Source organism: Actinomadura sp. 21ATH (assembly GCF_041951345.1).
Classification (GTDB): Bacteria; Actinomycetota; Actinomycetes; order Streptosporangiales; family Streptosporangiaceae; genus Spirillospora.
Genome location: NZ_JBGNUR010000022.1, coordinates 110,345 through 126,158 on the forward strand (window position 1 = coordinate 110,345; position 15,814 = coordinate 126,158).

Annotated in this window: 17 protein-coding genes; 12 read left to right on the forward strand and 5 right to left on the reverse strand. The window is 73.7% G+C overall.

Going from position 1 to position 15,814, the window contains the following annotated elements; all coding sequences use genetic code 11:
• Positions 1–24 precede the first annotated feature (24 nt).
• The 7 genes from ACA361_RS37800 to ACA361_RS37830 all read left to right on the forward strand — a co-directional run bounded on the left by ACA361_RS37800 (position 25) and on the right by ACA361_RS37830 (position 6,164).
• A complete protein-coding gene (locus ACA361_RS37800; RefSeq protein ID WP_375019933.1) occupies positions 25–1,017 on the forward strand; it encodes an ABC transporter substrate-binding protein in 993 nt (330 codons plus the stop codon).
• Positions 1,014–1,790 (forward strand): siderophore-interacting protein, encoded by a 777-nt coding sequence (locus ACA361_RS37805; protein ID WP_375019934.1) that lies wholly within the window; start codon positions 1,014–1,016, stop codon positions 1,788–1,790. Before ACA361_RS37800 ends, ACA361_RS37805 begins: the two co-directional genes overlap by 4 nt.
• Before the next feature lies 1 nt (position 1,791).
• A complete protein-coding gene (locus ACA361_RS37810; protein ID WP_375019935.1) occupies positions 1,792–2,769 on the forward strand; it encodes a FecCD family ABC transporter permease in 978 nt (325 codons plus the stop codon).
• Complete coding sequence (locus ACA361_RS37815) at positions 2,766–3,785, forward strand: FecCD family ABC transporter permease (RefSeq protein WP_375019936.1); 1,020 nt, start codon at positions 2,766–2,768, stop codon at positions 3,783–3,785. Before ACA361_RS37810 ends, ACA361_RS37815 begins: the two co-directional genes overlap by 4 nt.
• On the forward strand, positions 3,782–4,564 hold the full coding sequence (locus ACA361_RS37820) for an ABC transporter ATP-binding protein (RefSeq protein WP_375019937.1): 783 nt from the start codon (positions 3,782–3,784) through the stop codon (positions 4,562–4,564). Before ACA361_RS37815 ends, ACA361_RS37820 begins: the two co-directional genes overlap by 4 nt.
• Before the next feature lie 160 nt (positions 4,565–4,724).
• Positions 4,725–5,420 carry a chemotaxis protein CheB gene (locus ACA361_RS37825; protein ID WP_375019938.1) on the forward strand — a complete coding sequence of 232 codons (696 nt, stop codon included), beginning with the start codon at positions 4,725–4,727 and terminating at the stop codon, positions 5,418–5,420.
• Positions 5,421–5,447: 27 nt separating this feature from the next.
• Entirely contained in the window at positions 5,448–6,164 is a 717-nt protein-coding gene (locus ACA361_RS37830) for a Crp/Fnr family transcriptional regulator (RefSeq protein ID WP_375019939.1), read from the forward strand.
• Positions 6,165–6,187: 23 nt separating this feature from the next.
• Here ACA361_RS37830 and ACA361_RS37835 read toward each other — a convergent pair whose 3' ends face one another.
• Positions 6,188–6,415 carry a hypothetical protein gene (locus tag ACA361_RS37835; protein WP_375019940.1) on the reverse strand — a complete coding sequence of 76 codons (228 nt, stop codon included), beginning with the start codon at positions 6,413–6,415 and terminating at the stop codon, positions 6,188–6,190.
• Between the two features lie 306 nt (positions 6,416–6,721).
• On the opposite strand from ACA361_RS37835, the gene ACA361_RS37840 reads away from it, so the two are divergent.
• A complete protein-coding gene (locus tag ACA361_RS37840; protein ID WP_375019941.1) occupies positions 6,722–7,471 on the forward strand; it encodes an SDR family NAD(P)-dependent oxidoreductase in 750 nt (249 codons plus the stop codon).
• Entirely contained in the window at positions 7,471–7,830 is a 360-nt protein-coding gene (locus tag ACA361_RS37845; protein ID WP_375019942.1) for a DUF1801 domain-containing protein, read from the forward strand. Before ACA361_RS37840 ends, ACA361_RS37845 begins: the two co-directional genes overlap by 1 nt.
• Before the next feature lie 54 nt (positions 7,831–7,884).
• Here ACA361_RS37845 and ACA361_RS37850 read toward each other — a convergent pair whose 3' ends face one another.
• Together ACA361_RS37850 and ACA361_RS37855 are read right to left on the reverse strand one after the other, a co-directional pair.
• Entirely contained in the window at positions 7,885–9,063 is a 1,179-nt protein-coding gene (locus ACA361_RS37850) for a cytochrome P450 (RefSeq protein WP_375019943.1), read from the reverse strand.
• Positions 9,063–9,872: an SAM-dependent methyltransferase gene (locus ACA361_RS37855; RefSeq protein ID WP_375019944.1), complete on the reverse strand. Its 810-nt coding sequence runs from the start codon at positions 9,870–9,872 to the stop codon at positions 9,063–9,065. The genes ACA361_RS37850 and ACA361_RS37855 overlap by 1 nt, the downstream gene beginning before the upstream one ends.
• Positions 9,873–10,049: 177 nt before the next feature.
• Between ACA361_RS37855 and ACA361_RS37860 the strand changes: the two genes are divergently transcribed.
• From ACA361_RS37860 to ACA361_RS37870, 3 genes are all read left to right on the forward strand, one after another.
• The gene (locus ACA361_RS37860; RefSeq protein WP_375019945.1) at positions 10,050–10,190 is read left to right on the forward strand and encodes a hypothetical protein; all 141 of its coding nucleotides are present in this window, start codon (positions 10,050–10,052) and stop codon (positions 10,188–10,190) included.
• 84 nt (positions 10,191–10,274) lie between these two features.
• A complete protein-coding gene (locus ACA361_RS37865) occupies positions 10,275–11,933 on the forward strand; it encodes an FAD-dependent oxidoreductase (protein ID WP_375019946.1) in 1,659 nt (552 codons plus the stop codon).
• Positions 11,934–11,946: 13 nt separating this feature from the next.
• Entirely contained in the window at positions 11,947–13,359 is a 1,413-nt protein-coding gene (locus tag ACA361_RS37870; RefSeq protein ID WP_375019947.1) for an ATP-binding protein, read from the forward strand.
• Between the two features lie 12 nt (positions 13,360–13,371).
• On the opposite strand, the gene ACA361_RS37875 is transcribed toward ACA361_RS37870, so the two are convergent.
• Positions 13,372–14,337, reverse strand: a complete 966-nt coding sequence (locus tag ACA361_RS37875) for a hypothetical protein (protein WP_375019948.1) — start codon at positions 14,335–14,337, stop codon at positions 13,372–13,374.
• Between the two features lie 87 nt (positions 14,338–14,424).
• Complete coding sequence (locus ACA361_RS37880) at positions 14,425–15,666, reverse strand: MFS transporter (RefSeq protein ID WP_375019949.1); 1,242 nt, start codon at positions 15,664–15,666, stop codon at positions 14,425–14,427.
• Positions 15,667–15,814: the final 148 nt, after the last annotated feature.

Here is a 15,814-nt window from a genome sequence, read left to right on the forward strand (position 1 = left end):
CTCTGACCATAAGGAACGACCCTCATGTCCCCTCGTAAGCCCTGGAGGCTGGCCGGCGTCCTGGCCGTCGCGCTCGCCCTCGCGGCCGGCTGCGGATCCGGTTCGGGCGAGTCCGGCGGCTCCGGCAAGACGCGCACCTTCGCCGCCGACAACGGCTCCGTCACCATCCCCGCCGACCCAAAGCGCGTCGTCGCGACCGGGTACGCGGTCCCGGCGCTGATCGAGGCCGACGCGGCGCTGGTCGGCATCTCCAGTTGGAAGCGCGGGCTGCCGATGATGACCGCCGAGGACCGCGCCACCTACGACAAGCTGACCAAGATCGCCGGGGAGACCGCCGCCGAGACCAACTACGAGGCGATCGCCAAGGCCAAGCCCGACCTGATCGTCATCGGGGTGCCGAAGCCCGTGCTCGGCGACCTGGACATGAACCGCCTCAAGTCGATCGCGCCCGTCGTGGCGATCGGCCCGAGCATCCCGGCCGCCTGGCGCGACCTGTCCCGCCGCCAGTCGGACGCCGCCGGCCGCCTGCAGAACTTCGAGGCCCGCAAGGCCGCGTACGAGAAGAAGGCCGGCGAGCTCAAGGCCAAATACAAGGACGCGCTGGCCGGGCTGAAGTTCGGGCACGTCGGCGGGTACGGCGAGGCGTCGTCCGGAACGTTCCAGCGCGAGTTCGCCGGCTCCTGGGGCACCAACATCGCCACCGACGCCGGCGTGACGTACTACGGCCAGGTCAAGAAGAAGACCGGCGGCTCCGGCGACGTGTCCGAGATGCCGTCCATCGAGGAGCTGCCCGAGAGCCTCGGCGAGGCGGACGTGATCACGTACACGCTCCAGCCGGACGGCACGCCGAGCGCGTCGGTGAAGTACGTGCTCGACTCCAAGCTCTGGAAGAACCTGCCCGCGGTGAAGGCCGGCAAGGCCTACGGCTACCGCTACACCGAGGCCGCCACCTACGCCTCGGCGATCAAGACCCTGGAAGCCGTCGACCAGGCGCTCGCGCCGCTGCTGAAGAAGTGAACCGCGACAACCCGCGGGGCCGGGTGGCGGAGCACCACAGGACGGGCACCGGCCTGGAGCGCATCCCGTACCCCATCGGCATCCGCACCGCGGAACTCGTGCGCCGCGAGGAGATCACGCCGCGGATGCTGCGGCTGACCCTCGGCGGCCCCGGGCTCGACGGCATGCACACGTACCAGGCCGACGACCACGTCCGGATCGTCTTCCCGGACCCGGACGGCACCCGGCGCCTGCCGATCCCGAACGGCCGGCAGATGCTCGACTGGCCGCGCCCGTTCCCGACGACGCGCAAGTACACGATCCGCCGGTACGACGCCGGGGCGCGCGAGCTGGACCTCGACTTCGTCCTGCACGAGGGCGGGCTGGCGTCCGGCTGGGCGGCCGGCGCGCGGATCGGCGAGGAGGTCGCGATCGCGGGCCCGCCCGGGGCCAAGTCGTTCCCGCACAACTACGACCACTACGTGTTCGCGGTCGACTCCACCGCGCTGCCCGCGCTCGCGCGCTGGCTGGACGAGTCGCCCGAGGACGTGTCGGCCACGGCGGTCGTCGACGGCGACGCGGACTACCCGCTCGCGGAGCGCGCCGGCGTCCGGGTCGTCCACGGCGACCTCGGCGGGACCGTGCAGGGCCTCGCCCTGCCGGCGGGGCGGACGTTCCTGTTCGCCGCCGGCGAGGCCGACGCCCTCAAGCCGCTGCGGGCCTGGAGCAAGGACCGCATGGACGCCCTGTTCACCGGCTACTGGAAGCGCGGGGTCGTCGAGTTTGAGGATTGACGTGACCCGGCGGGTCGCGATCCTGCTGGCGTCGGTCCTGGCCCTGGCGGTCCTGGCCGGCGCCAGCGTGTGCGTCGGGGCGCACGCCGTCCCGCCGCACGCGATCTGGGACGCCTTCACCTCCTACGCCGGCACCGACGAGCATGTGATCGTCCGCGACATCCGGGGGCCGCGGACGGTCATCGCGCTGTGCGTCGGCGCCGCCCTCGGCACCGCCGGAACCCTGATCCAGACGCTGACCCGCAACCCGCTCGCCGAACCCGGCGTCCTCGGTGTCACCGCGGGCGCCGGCTTCGCCATCATCCTCGGCACGGTCGCGGGCGTGGCCGCGTCCCAGTCCGCCCGGCTCGGGCTCGCCCTGGCCGGCGCGGTCGCCGCGGCCGTGCTCGTGTACGGCGTCGGCCGCACGTTCCCGCTGCGGCTCGTCCTGGCCGGGGTCGCGCTGACCTACGTCCTGACGGGCCTGTCGCTCGCGCTGCGGCTGGTCTACCCGGACGCGCTCGACCGGTACCGGTTCTGGTCGGTGGGCGCGCTCGCCGGGCGCGAGCAGCTGCCGCTCGCCCTGCCGCTCGCGGCCATCGCGGTCGGGCTCGTCGGCGCCGTGCTGGTGACGCGCCCGCTGGGCGGCATGGCGCTCGGCGAGAACGTCGCCCACGCGCTCGGCGCCCGCGTCAAGCACACGAGGATCGCCGTGCTCGCGCTGTTCACCCTGCTGTCCGGCGCCGCGACCGCCATCGCCGGGCCGATCCTCTTCGTGGGGCTGATGGTCCCGCACCTGGCGCGGCGGCCGGCGGCCGGCTCGGTCCCGTGGCTGATGACGTACACGATGGTGTTCGGCCCGATCCTGCTCGTGGCCTCCGACATCGGCTCGCGGATCCTGCTGCCGACCGGGGAGGTCCCGGTGGCGATCGTGACCGCGTTCGTCGGCGCGCCCGTGCTGATCTGGGCGGTCCGCCGGTACGGGGCGGTGTCGCTGTGAGCGCCGTCGTCCTGCGCGCGGGCCCGTTCTCGGCCCTCATCGAGCGGCGCCTGCTCGTCTCGTCCGCCGTCCTCACCGCCGCCGCCCTCGTCCTCGCCGTCGCCGCCCTGTGCCGCGGCGACTCCTGGGACTCCCCCGGCGAGGTCCTGGCCGGGCTCGCCGGGTACGGGGACTCGGTCCTGGTCGTCCGCGAGTGGCGGCTGCCCCGGGTGGCCGCCGCGCTGGTCTTCGGCGCGGCGCTGGGCGCGGCCGGCGCGGTCTTCCAGAACATCACCCGGAACGCGCTCGGCAGCCCGGACGTCATCGGCCTGGACGCCGGCGCGTACACCGGGGTGCTGGTCGCGATCACGCTGTTCGGCGGGACCGCCGCCGGGCTCGCCGCCGGCTCCCTCGCGGGCGGGCTGCTGGCCGCGGCGGCCGTGTACGCGCTGTCGCTGCGGCAGGGCCTCAGCGGCGTCCGGCTCGTCGTCATCGGCATCGCCGCCAACGCGATGCTCACGGCGGTGAACTCGTGGATCATCCTGCGCGCCGACCTGGACGTGGCCATCGCCGCGGTCGGCTGGAACTCCGGCTCGCTGAACGGCCTCGACTGGAGCGAGGTGCGGCTGCCGTTCCTCGTCATCGGCGCGCTGGGCCTGCTGCTCGCCGTCCTGTCCCGCGCCATGCACCAGGTCGCCCTCGGGGACGAGGTCGGCGCCTCGTCCGGCGTCCATCTCGGCCGCTTCCGGCTGCTGGTCGTGGTGGCCGGGGTCGGGCTCACCGCGGCCGTCACCTCGGCGGCCGGGCCGATCGTGTTCGTCGCGCTCGCCGCGCCGCAGATCGGCCGCCGGATCGCGGGCGCGCCCGGCGTGCCGCCGCTGCCCGCCGCGCTGACCGGCGCGCTGCTGCTGGTGGCCGCGGACCTGGCCGCGCAGACCGTGCTGGCCCCCGTCCAGCTGCCGGTCGGCGTCGTGACCACGGCGATCGGCGGCACCTACCTCATCTGGCTGCTCCTCAAGGAAGTGAGACAACCGTGAAAGGGCGCCTGACCGCCCGGGACATCACCCTCGGCTACGGCGACCGGGTGGTGTCGGAGGGCCTGGCCCTGGACGTTCCGGACGGCGCGTTCACCGCCATCGTCGGGGCCAACGCGTGCGGCAAGTCGACGCTGCTGCGCGCCTTCGCCCGGCTGCTGTCCCCGTCGTCCGGCGAGGTGGCCTTCGACGGGCGGGACGTGGCGGGCTACAAGCCGAAGGTGTTCGCGCGCGAGGTCGGCTTCCTGCCGCAGGGCCTGGTCGCGCCCGAGAACATCGCCGTACGGCAGCTCGTCGCCCGCGGCCGCTACCCGCACCAGACGCTGCTGTCGACGTGGTCGCCGGAGGACGAGCGCGCGGTGGCGGCCGCGATGGAGGCGGCGGGCGTCACCGACCTCGCGGAACGGCCCGTCGAGAACCTGTCCGGCGGCCAGCGGCAGCGGGTGTGGGTCGCGATGGTGCTGGCCCAGGAGACCTCCTACCTGCTCCTGGACGAGCCCACGACGTTCCTCGACATCACGCACCAGTACCAGCTGCTCGCGCTGTTCGCCCGGCTCCGCGACGAGGGCCGGACGATCATCACGGTGCTGCACGACATCAACCAGGCGTGCCGCTTCGCCGACCATCTGGTCGCCATGCGGGACGGCCGGATCGTGGCCGAGGGGGCGCCCGGCGACATCGTGGACGCGGCGCTGGTCAAGGAGGTGTTCGACCTGCCGTGCATCGTCGTCCCGGACCCGGTCACCGGCACCCCGATGATCGTCCCCACCACCGAGGTGTGACCGCGCCGGCCGCCTCGGCCCGAACCTGCTTCTCCGCCAGGGCGACCGGACGTTCGGCTGGCACCCGCCCGCCTGAAGCCGCCGCGGCTCGCACGGACCCGGAAGAGGAAAACGCGCAGGTCGTCTGTACGGTGCCGTACACAGGACGTACCGTTGACGTGTGAGTCCGGTTCCATCCTCCGCCGAGCCTGCCGCACCGGCGGGACCGCCCGGCGGGGGCGCCTTCGAGGCCGTCGTGCTCGCCGCGTCGCTGGGCGGGCTCGGCGTACTGCGGCAGGCGCTGGGCGGGCTGCCGCCCGGCTTCCCGGCCGCGATGCTGATCGTCCAGCACCGTTCACCCGGCCGCGCGGGGTCCGGCGCCGACTCGCTGGCGGCCGTCCTCGACCGGCACAGCACGCTGCCGGTCGGCACGGCGGTCGAGGGAGACCCTCTCCTGCCGGGCAGGGCCGCGGTGGTGCCGCCGCGGACCTCCCTGCGGCTGGACGGCGGCGGGCTGATCCGGCTGCGGCCCGCCGGAGCGCGGCGGATGGCCGATCCCACGCTGGAGGCGCTGTCGGAACGGTTCGGGCCGCGGCTGCTGGTCGCCGTCCTGACCGGGCTGCTGGACGACGGCGCCGCCGGGGCCCGCTCGGTCAAGGCCGCCGGCGGCCGGATCCTCGTGCAGGACCCCGCCGACGCCGCCGCGCCGGCCATGCCGACCGCGGTGCTGGCGACCGGCTGCGTCGATCTGGTGGTGCCCGCGTCCCGGCTGGCGGCGGCGCTCACCGCGCTGGTCATGGCCCCGGGCGGCGCCGGGCTGCTGCATGTGCCGACGGCCGCATGGGCGCGGCCGGCCAGGGAAGGCCAGGGGGCGTGAACCGCCGAGCGCGCCCGGAGGACCGCCATGGCCACCGCCTCCGGGCTCGATCCGCGCCGTAACCACCTGCTGGCCTGCCTCTCCGAGCCGGTCTACCAGCGGCTCGAAAGCGAGTTCGAGCCTTTCGACGCGGAGCTGCGGCACGAGGTGTTCGCGCCCGACCAGCCCATCGAACGCGTGTACTTCCCGCTGCGCTCGGTGTTCTCGCTGGTCGCCGAGGACGGCGGCAAGGCCGTGGAGGTCGCCACGGTCGGCCACGAGGGGATGGTGGGGCTGCCGGTCTTCCTCGGCGCGCCCACCAGCCCCAACCGGGCGTTCTGCCAGATCCCCGGGCCGACCGTCGCCCTGCCCGCCACCGTGCTGCGCCGCACGCTCTCGCTGAACGGCGAGCTGCACGGCGCCCTGCACCGCTACACGCAGGCCGTCATGGTGCAGCTGGCGCAGAGCGTGGCGTGCAACCGCCTGCACGGCAACGTCCAGCGGCTGAGCCGGTGGATCCTGACGACCCACGACCGCCTGGAGACCGGGACGTTCCCGCTGACCCATGAGTTCATGGCGCAGATGCTCGGCGTCCGCCGCGCCACCGTCTCCGAGAGCGCCGCCCGCCTCCAGCGGGACGGGCTGATCGCCTACAGCAGGGGGCGGCTGACCGTCCTCGACCGGCCGGGCCTGGAGAGCGGCGCCTGCGACTGCTACCGCATCGTCCGCAAGGAGTTCGACGCGCTCGTCGGCCGGGACCACTGATCACGGCGCCCGCCGCCCGCCCGTCATGGCGGCGTCCGCGGCCGACGGTGCGGAGGTCCGTCCGCCGGCCGGTCGGCGCCGGTGTCCCCGGTGGCGGCCGCCGGCCGGTGCAGGGTGTCGCCCCACGTGTGGTGCCAGACGGTGTTCCGCTCGCCAGCCGACGCCGCCTGGAACAGCCCGCCGACCAGGGCCATGCACGCGAGGCCCGCGACGGGAGGCGCGACCTTGCGAAGGGGACGCTTGAGGTTCATGCTCTCCAGTCCACCGCCGCACCCCCGCCCCGCGCATCACGGCGGCCTCCCCTCCTGGTGGTAGGGCCAGCCCCACCACCCGGATGCCGCCCGGCCGCACCGGCGAGGGCCGGCGCGCCGGTGCCTGGCCACTAGCGGACGGCGCCCGTACCCCGGGGCGCCCCGTTCCCCCGGCCCTGCCTGCGGGTCCCTCGCGAGAGCGAGATCCGGGCCCCGACCAGCGCGGCCGCGGACCGCTCTCATGAGGGATGCGGCCCCGATACCCGCGGCCTACCGTCGAGATCCCCCAACGAACGGAGGGAACGCATGCTCCTGGAGAACAAGACGGCCGTCGTCTACGGCGGCGGCGGGTCGATCGGCGGCGCGATGGCGCGCGGGTTCGCGGCCGAGGGCGCCCGCGTCTTCCTGGCCGGCCGCACGCCCGCCACGCTCGACGCGGTCGCCGAGCAGATCAGGAAGGCCGGCGGCCAGGCCGAGACCGCCAGGCTGGACGCCCTGGACGAGTCCGCCGTCGGTGCCTGGGTCGACTCGGTCGCCGGCCTCGCCGGCTCGATCGACGTGTCGGTGAACGCCATCGGGCAGGACGCGGTGTTCACGCCGATGATCGAGATGCCGGTGGACGACTTCGCCGCGTCGATGGAGAAGGTGGCCCGGTCGTTCCTGATCACGACCAAGGCGGCGGCCCGGCACATGGTCAAGCAGAGCTCCGGCGTGATCCTGCACTTCGGCGGCTCCGACAGCGGCAACCGCGTTCCGGGCATCGGCACCGTGCAGATCGGGTGCGACATGGTCGAGGCGATGCGCCGCCAGTGGGCGTGCGAGCTGGGGCCGCAGGGGGTGCGGGTGCTGTCGATGCGCACCGGCGGCATCCCCGAGAGCATGCCGGACATGCCGCAGACCGAGCAGTACAGGCAGCAGATGGTGGACGCGACGCTGCTCAAGCGCGCCGCGACGCTCCAGGACGTCGGCCGCGTCGCCGCGTTCCTGGCGTCCGACCATGCCGCCAGCATGACGTCCACCCAGGTCAACATCTCCGCGGGAGCCCTGATCGACTGATGAGCGCCGACGATTTCGACAAGGCCGTGGCGGCCAAGGTCCCCGAGCACTACCAGCCGATCGTGGCCCGCCTGCGGGAGCTGATGCGCGAGGGTGCGCCGGAGGCGGAGGAGGTCACGCTGTACGGCTCGCCCGGGTCGCCCGCCTGGAAGGGCGCGAAGGGCCTGGCGGTGATCAGCGTGAGCAAGACGCATCTGACGTTCGCGTTCGACCGCGGCGCCGAGTTCACCGACGCCCACGGGCTGCTGGACGGGGCGGGCAAGAAGACCCGGCACGTCAAGATCAAGTCGCTCGACACGATGGACGAGGAGGCGATCCGGGACTACATCGCCCAGGCCGCCGCCCTCGACAAGGAGTAGCGGGAGTAGCGGGGAGCGCCCCGGCCGGCGGCCCCGCCGGCCGGGCCGGGGCGTTCAGACGCGTACCGGGAGGGCGACGAGGCCGCGGACGATCGAGCCGGCGCGGTGGTGGCGCAGCTCCGCCGCCGGCACGGCGAGGGCGAGGTCCGGGAAGCGCTCCAGGAGCGAGCCGATGGCGACCTGCCCTTCGAGCCGGGCCAGCGGGGCGCCCAGGCAGAAGTGCGGGCCGTGGCCGAACGCGACATGGCGGTTCGGCGCGCGGGTGAGGTCCAGCTCGTCCGGCGCCGGGTGCGCGGCCGGGTCGCGGCCCGCCGCTCCCAGCGACACGTGCACCCAGGCGCCCTTGGGGATCGGCGTCCCGGCGATCTCCATGTCCTCCAGGGCGACGCGCTGGCTCGCGCGGTCCACCGGCCCGTCGTACCGGAGCAGCTCCTCGATCGCCGCGGGCAGCAGCTCGGGCCGCTCGCGGAGCAGCGCGAGCTGGCGGGGCGCCTGGAGGAGGGCGAGGACGCCGTTCCCGATGAGGTTGATCGTGGTCTCGTGCCCGGCGACCAGCAGCAGCGCGACGATGTTGAGCAGCTCGGCCTCGGTGAGGGCGGCGTCCCCGTCGCGGGCCTCGATCAGGCCGCTGATCAGGTCCTCTCCGGGGTCCTTCCGGCGCTCGGCGATCACGCCCATGAGGTAGTCGTTGAACGCCAGCGCGACCTCGCGCCGCAGGGCCCGCGCCTCCCGGGTCGGCGCCGGGACGGTCAGCACGGCCGTCCACTCGCGGAACCGGTCGCGGTCGGCCGCCGGCACGCCGAGCAGCTCGCAGATCACCTGGACGGGCAGCGGCACGGCCAGCGCCCGGATCAGGTCCGCCTCGCCGTCGATCGCGTCCAGCAGCCGGTCGGTGATCTCCTGGACGCGGGGCCGCAGCGCCTCCGTCCGCCGCGCCGTGAACGCCTTTGCGACCAGCGCGCGCAGCCGCGTGTGGTCGGGCGGGTCCATCCCGAGCAGGGTGCCGCCGAAGAACTGGTCGCCGTCGACCGGCACGGAGCTGTGCGCGGTGTCCTTGGACAGGCGCGGGTCGCTCAGCGCGGCGCGGCCGTGCTCGTGGTCGACGACCAGGAAGGCCGTGGCGCCGCGCGGGAAGTCGATCGGGTGGACCGGGCCCTTGGCGCGCAGCTCCGCGTACGCCGCGTACGGGTCCTCGCTGAAGTCGCGCCCGAACAGGAACTCGTGCGGCAGCATCAGAGCACCCTCCCCACTCCGCCGAGGAAGCCGGGCCGGGTCAGGTCGGACTCGATCGGCCCGCCGTCCGGCCGCCAGTCCGCCACCTGCACCAGCCCGGATCCGACCAGCTCGGTCCCCGCGAAGAACGCGGCGATCTCGGCGGCGCGGCGCGGGATGATGTCGCGCGCGCCGGTCCTGCCGTACGCCGACCTGACCCGGCTCTCGACCTCCGGGGTGACCGCGCCCGCGTGCCCGTGGGAGATCACCAGGTAGCTGCCGGGCACCAGCGGCTCGCGCAGCGTCGCCACGATCTCCGCGGGGCGCGCCTCGTCCGGGACGAAGTGCAGGATCGCCAGCAGCAGCACGGCGACCGGCTGGGTGAAGTCGAACCTGGCCTTGACCTCGGGATGGTCGAGGATGCCCCGCGGATCCAGCAGGTCGGCCTGCACCACGGTCGTCAGCGGGTTGTCGGCCAGCAGCGCCCGCGCGTGCACGAGGACGATCGGGTCGTTGTCGACGTAGATGACGCGCGAGTCGGGGGCGGCGCGCTGCGCGACCTCGTGGACGTTCTCCTGGGTGGGCAGGCCGGAGCCGATGTCGAGGAACTGCCGGACGCCCCGTTCGGCGAGCATCGTGACGGCGCGGGAGAGCAGCCGGCGGTTGGCCCGGGTGAACTCCAGCACGTTCGGCATCGCCGCGACCACCTGGTCGGCGGCGGCCCGGTCGGCGGCGAAGTTGTCCTTGCCGCCCAGGTAGTAGTCGTACATCCGGGCCACGCTGGGGGTCCCGGGATCGATCACCCATTCCGGATGCTGCTGATCGCTCACTCGGCCTCCCTGGCTGGGCATCCGATTCGCCCGATTGTAGGGGGGTACCTCCCTCCGCCGTGGCCGTTCCGCGTTCCCGCGACCGGCCCCGGTTTAGGACCTGTTTTGGGAGGTAGGGCGCTATATGTCGGCTTTGACCGGCGTGACCGCCGAACCGCGCGCTCGTCCAGGTGGGAGGTGAGCTCGACCTTGCTGCTGCTAGTGATGGCGCCCCTCGCGGTGCTGCTCCTGCTGATGCTCATGGAGCGCCTCGAAACCGCGCTGCTGGCGCCGGACCGGCCCAAGCACGCCGGCCCCGAGCACCCGCACGGTTCCTGACAGGAGAACGGCACGCGGAAGACGGCACCGTCCGGCCAGGGCGAATGTGATCGCTTCCGTCCGGCGGCGTCTAGATTTGCTTCCATGAGCCTGCCGATTCTGCTGACCGTCGACGACGACCCGTCGGTCTCCCGCGCCGTGGCCCGCGACCTGCGCCGCCGGTACGGCCGCGACTACCGGGTGATGCGGGCCGCGTCCGGCGCGGACGCGCTGGACGCCCTCCGCGAGATCAAGCTGCGCGGGGAGACGGTCGCGGCGATCCTGGCCGACTACCGGATGCCGCAGATGAACGGCATCGAGTTCCTGGAGCAGGCCATGGACCTGTTCCCGCACGCGCGGCGGGCGCTGCTGACCGCGTACGCCGACACCGAGGCGGCGATCCAGGCGATCAACGTGGTGGACGTCGACCACTACCTGCTCAAGCCGTGGGACCCGCCGGAGGAGAAGCTCTACCCGGTCGTGGACGCGCTGGTGGAGACGTGGAAGGCGGTCGGGGACCGGCCGGTGGAGGAGGTCAAGGTCGTCGGGCACCGCTGGTCGGAGCCCGCGTACCGGGTCCGGGACTTCCTCGCCCGCAACGCGGTGCCGTACCGCTGGTACTCGGTGGACGAGCCGGAGGGCAGGCGGCTGCTGGACGCGGCGGGCGCCGGCCCGGACGACATCCCCGTGGTCGTCACGCCGGACGGGGAGTCGCTGGTCAAGCCGAGCACGGCCGAGATCGCCGCGGCGGCCGGGCTGTCGACCGACCCGGCGGGCGACTTCTACGACCTGGTCGTGGTCGGCGGCGGGCCGGCCGGGCTGGGCGCCGCCGTGTACGGGGCGTCCGAGGGCCTGCGGACGGTGCTGGTGGAGAAGCAGGCCACCGGCGGGCAGGCCGGGCAGAGCTCGCGGATCGAGAACTACCTCGGCTTCCCGGACGGCGTGTCGGGCGCCCAGCTGACCGACCGGGCGCGGCGGCAGGCGCGCAAGTTCGGCGCGGAGGTGCTGACGGCGCGGAAGGTGAAGGCGCTGGAGGCGCGGGGGTCGGCGCGGGTCGTCCGGTTCGAGGACGGCACCGAGATCTCGGCGCACTCGGTGATCCTCGCGACGGGCGTCATGTACCGGGCGCTGGACGCGGAGGGCTGCCAGAGCCTGACCGGGCGCGGGATCTTCTACGGGTCGGCGTCGACCGAGGCGCAGGCGTGCGAGGGCGAGCACGTCTACATCGTCGGCGGCGCGAACTCGGCGGGCCAGGCGGCGGTGTTCTTCTCCCGGCACGCCCGGAAGGTGACGCTGCTCGTCCGCGGCAAGGACCTCGCGCAGTCGATGTCGCACTACCTGATCGAGCAGATCGACGCCATCGGCAACATCGAGGTGCGGGTCCGGACGACCGTCGCCGCCGCGCACGGCGGCGACCGGCTGGAGCGGCTGACGCTGGCGGACGCCGACAGCGGCACGACCGAGGACGTCCCGTGCGGGCACGTGTTCGTGTTCATCGGCGCGGCGCCGCACACCGACTGGCTCGGCGACGCGGTCGCCCGCGACGGTCACGGCTTCGTGTGCACGGGCCCCGACCTGCTGGACGAGGGGCGCCGCCCGGCGGGCTGGCCGCTGGACCGGGACCCGTACTACCTGGAGTCGTCCATCCCGGGCGTGTTCGTGGCCGGCGACGTCCGGGCGCAGTCGGTGAAGCGGGTCGCGTCGGCGGTCGGCGAGGGCGCGATGGCCGTGACGCTCGTCCACAGATACCTGGAGGAACGGTGAACGGAGCGGAACGGTGAGCGCGCTGAGCATCGAGGAACTGCGGACGCTGTTCCTCTTCGAACGCCTGGACCCCGAGCAGCTCGACTGGATCGCCGCGCACGGCCGGGTCGAGACGATCCCCGAGGGGGAGGCGGTCTTCCGCGAGGGCGAACCGGCGACCTGCTTCTACGTGCTGCTGTCCGGGACGCTGAAGCTGACCCGGGCCGTGCGCGGCGACGAGGTGGAGATCAACCGGTCGAGCCGGCGCGGCGTCTACTGCGGCGCGATCCAGTTCTTCGTGGACGGCGACGACGACCAGCGGTACGGGGCGTCGGCGTACGCGGTGACCGAGGCGTCGTTCTTCCTGCTGCCGGCGAGCGACTTCGCCGAGCGGTTCCGCGACTGGTTCCCGATGCCGACGCACCTGCTTGAGGGGATGCTGTCGGGCACCCGCAACACCCAGCTGGTCATCGGCCAGCGGGAGCGGCTGCTGGCCCTGGGCGTGCTGTCGGCCGGGCTGACGCACGAGCTGAACAACCCGGCCGCGGCGGCCGTGCGGGCGACGGCGGCGCTGCGCGAGCGGGTCGCCGGGATGCGGCACAAGCTGGCGAAGCTGGCCCACGAGGACATCGAGCCGGGCCTGCTGGAGAAGCTCATCGACGTCCAGGAGCGGCTGGTCAAGCGGGTCGCGGAGGCGCCGCCGATGACGGCGCTGCAGGCGGCCGACCGGGAGGACGAGCTGGCCGACTGGCTGGACGAGCACGGCGTGGAGGACGGCTGGGACCTCGCGCCCGTCCTCGTCCCCGCCGGGATCGCCGCCGCCGACCTGGACGAGGTGGGCGGCGCGGTCGGCGAGGAGTTCCTGAGCACGGCGCTGCGCTGGCTCGGGTACGCGCTGGAGACCGAGACGCTGATGGGCGAGATCGAGGACGCCACGACGCGGATCTCGAACCTGCTGGGCGCGGCCAAGCAGTACTCGCAGATGGACCGGGCGCCGTACCAGTGGATCGACGTCCACGAGGGCCTGGACTCCACCCTCGTCATGCTGGCCGGCAAGATCGGCCCGGGGGTCCGGGTGGTGAAGGAGTACGACCGGGACCTGCCGACCGTCCCCGCGTACGCGGGCGAGCTGAACCAGGTGTGGACGAACCTGGTCGACAACGCGGTGGCCGCGATGGACGGCACGGGCACGCTCACCGTGACGACCCGGGCGGCCGACGACCGGCTGCTGGTGGAGGTCCGCGACACCGGCACCGGCATCCCCGAGGAGAACCTGGAACGGATCTTCGAGCCGTTCTTCACCACCAAGCCGGTCGGCGACGGCACCGGGCTCGGGCTGGACATCGCGTACCGGATCGTGGTCGACCGCCACCACGGCGTCCTGCGGGTGGACTCGAAGCCGGGCGACACGCGCTTCCAGGTCCTCCTCCCCCTCACCGAGCCCTAAGGGAGGGGCGCGTCAGGCGGAGTTCGCGTAGGGGTCGGACGACTCCAGCGCGAGCCGCCGGATGCCGACGAGATCGTCGTCGGTGTAGTCGGCCGGCAGCTCGATGCCGAGGCCCTGGAAGAGCGCGCGGATCTCGTCCGGCGCGGGCTCATCCCCCAGCGGCAGCGCCTTGACGTCCTGCAGCCGCAGCCGCCTGGCCTGCTGGAAGCTGACGTGCAGCTCCGACTCCCAGCACAGGTAGCTGGGCGTGCCGCTGGCGATGACGATCGCCGGGAACTCCGGGCCGCGCTGGGTGAAGATGACGCAGCTGCTGGAAAGCTCGTACCGCAGCAGCGAGTAGCTCGCCGACAGCCGGACGTCGATGTCGAGCAGCTCGTACCGCTGCTGGTGCCAGCACGCCGCCAGGATCGTCGCGTACAGCTCCCGCCGGGTCTCCCGCACGGTCCAGGACCGCTCGGGGCTGTCGGTGCCGACCGCCATCCGCCGGTGCAGGCCCACGAACTCCTCGCACAGCTCCGGGTCGCTCGGGTCGAGGATCTCCAGCCGGAAGTCCAGCCGGCGGCGGTGCGGCCGGGCGGCGCGGACGCACTCGGGCAGCGTGACGGCCCGGACGTACGCGCCGGTGGCGCCGCGGAACACCCAGCGGCCGGTCTCCCGGCGCGCCTCCTCCAGCACCCGGTTCGCCTCGCCGCCGCTGATCACCCGGACCTCCGGGCGGCGCTGGAACTCGTCGGTGAGCCGGTCGAGCCGCCGGTGCGTCTCGCCCACCGACTCCAGCACGGACTGGCCCTGGCTGTCGCCGCGCACCCGCTCGCGCAGCAGGACGATCGCGACCACCGCGAGCGTCGCCATCGTCGCGCTCTGCACGATCTTCGCGGACGTGACCCCGGTGAAGTCGAGGATGAGGATGACGACCGCCAGGATCACCGCGACCATGACGTCGACGTTGGCCCCCGCCCACATGACAGCTTTCTTCATCGCCACCCCTGAAGAGCCCGCGCCGCCGGAACCGTTCGATCCTAGGCAACACGGGCGCTCCGCTTAAGGCATCAGGTGAACGATCTTTCAGGACATCGAGGCCGGGGCCCGGCGCTCGGCGTGGTCGCGCCGGGGCAGCAGGAGCGGGGTCGCCAGGATCAGGACGCCCGCGGCCGCGATCGCGGCGCGCGGCCCGGCGGCGCCCGCCAGCACGCCCCACAGCGCGGTCATGGCGGCGGTCGTGGCCTTGCTCGTGACCGACCACGCGGTCAGCGTCCGCGCGACCCGGTCCGCCGGGGTCAGGGTGAGCCGGTACGTCGCGAGCACCGGCGTGAACATCGCCGAACAGGTGATCAGCCCGAACTCGACGGCGATGACGAGCACCAGCCCGGCGGCGCCGGGGCCGACGAACGCCAGGCCGAGCAGCCAGCAGGCGCGCAGCGTCCCGGCGGCCATGAGGACCCGGTGCCGGCCGAACCTCGGGACGAGCCGCCGGGCCAGCCGGGACCCGATCAGCCCGCCGGTACAGGGCAGCGCGAACGCCAGGGCGTACTGCCAGGGGGCGAACCCCAGCTCGCCCAGCATGAGCACGGCCAGCACCGGCGAGGTCGCCATGATCAGGCCGTTGACCAGGAGCACGTTGAGGAACAGCGGCCGCAGCAGCGGATGGCGCCAGATGTGCCGCCACCCTTCGCCCAGCCGGCCGCCCCACGACTCCGCCTCTGCTGCCTCCCGCCGTTCCGGTCGCGGTTCCCGCCCGCCGATGGCGCGGATGCCCAGTGCCGAGAGCAGGAAGCCGACCGCGTTGCCCACCACGGCGACCACGGGGCCGAACGCCCCGATCGCGGCCCCGCCGAGCGGCGGCCCGACCATGGTCGCGGTCCACATCGTCGCCTCGAACCGGCCGTTCGCGGCGAGCAGGTCCGGCGGCCGTACGAGCGCCTTCAGGCAGGCGCCGCTCGCCGCGTTGAACGTGATGTCCGCCGCGGCCACGACGACCGCCACCACCAGCAGTTGCGCGAAACCGAGCGCGCCGAACGCGAACGCGACCGGCACGCTCATCAGGGCGGCGAACCGCACCAGGTCCATCGCGACCATCACGGGCCGCTTGCGGCGGACCTCCACCCAGGGCGCGAGCGGCACCGCCACCACCGCGCCCACCGCCAGCCCGGCCGCGGCCAGCGCCGACACCGCCGCCGGCCCGGCGTCCAGCACCAGGATCGCGATGAGGGTGAACGCGTCGAACGCGAGCCACGTCCCGAAAACGCTGACCGCGTAAGCCGCCCACAGCCACCGGAACTCCCGCCCCAGCCCCCCGCCCGTCCCCATGCCCCCCCCGGTGGCCCCCGACGCCGACCCGCAGCATCAAAGCGCCGCCCGCGAGCCCCGGCAAACAACCGATCGCAAGATCGCCACACCCGCCGGTTGTACGCCGAGCCCACGCCCCCGCCGGGTCGACTCGTGGCGTGTCTCGCAT

Excerpts from the sequence above, each read along its gene's own strand:
- ACA361_RS37800 (WP_375019933.1), top strand. The coding sequence starts at position 25 with ATGTCCCCTCGTAAGCCCTGGAGGCTGGCCGGCGTCCTGGCCGTCGCG.
- ACA361_RS37830 (WP_375019939.1), top strand. The coding sequence starts at position 5,448 with ATGGCCACCGCCTCCGGGCTCGATCCGCGCCGTAACCACCTGCTGGCC.
- ACA361_RS37835 (WP_375019940.1), bottom strand. The coding sequence starts at position 6,415 with ATGAACCTCAAGCGTCCCCTTCGCAAGGTCGCGCCTCCCGTCGCGGGC.
- ACA361_RS37840 (WP_375019941.1), top strand. The coding sequence starts at position 6,722 with ATGCTCCTGGAGAACAAGACGGCCGTCGTCTACGGCGGCGGCGGGTCG.
- ACA361_RS37845 (WP_375019942.1), top strand. The coding sequence starts at position 7,471 with ATGAGCGCCGACGATTTCGACAAGGCCGTGGCGGCCAAGGTCCCCGAG.
- ACA361_RS37850 (WP_375019943.1), bottom strand. The coding sequence starts at position 9,063 with ATGCTGCCGCACGAGTTCCTGTTCGGGCGCGACTTCAGCGAGGACCCG.
- ACA361_RS37865 (WP_375019946.1), top strand. The coding sequence starts at position 10,275 with ATGAGCCTGCCGATTCTGCTGACCGTCGACGACGACCCGTCGGTCTCC.
- ACA361_RS37875 (WP_375019948.1), bottom strand. The coding sequence starts at position 14,337 with ATGAAGAAAGCTGTCATGTGGGCGGGGGCCAACGTCGACGTCATGGTC.
- ACA361_RS37880 (WP_375019949.1), bottom strand. The coding sequence starts at position 15,666 with ATGGGGACGGGCGGGGGGCTGGGGCGGGAGTTCCGGTGGCTGTGGGCG.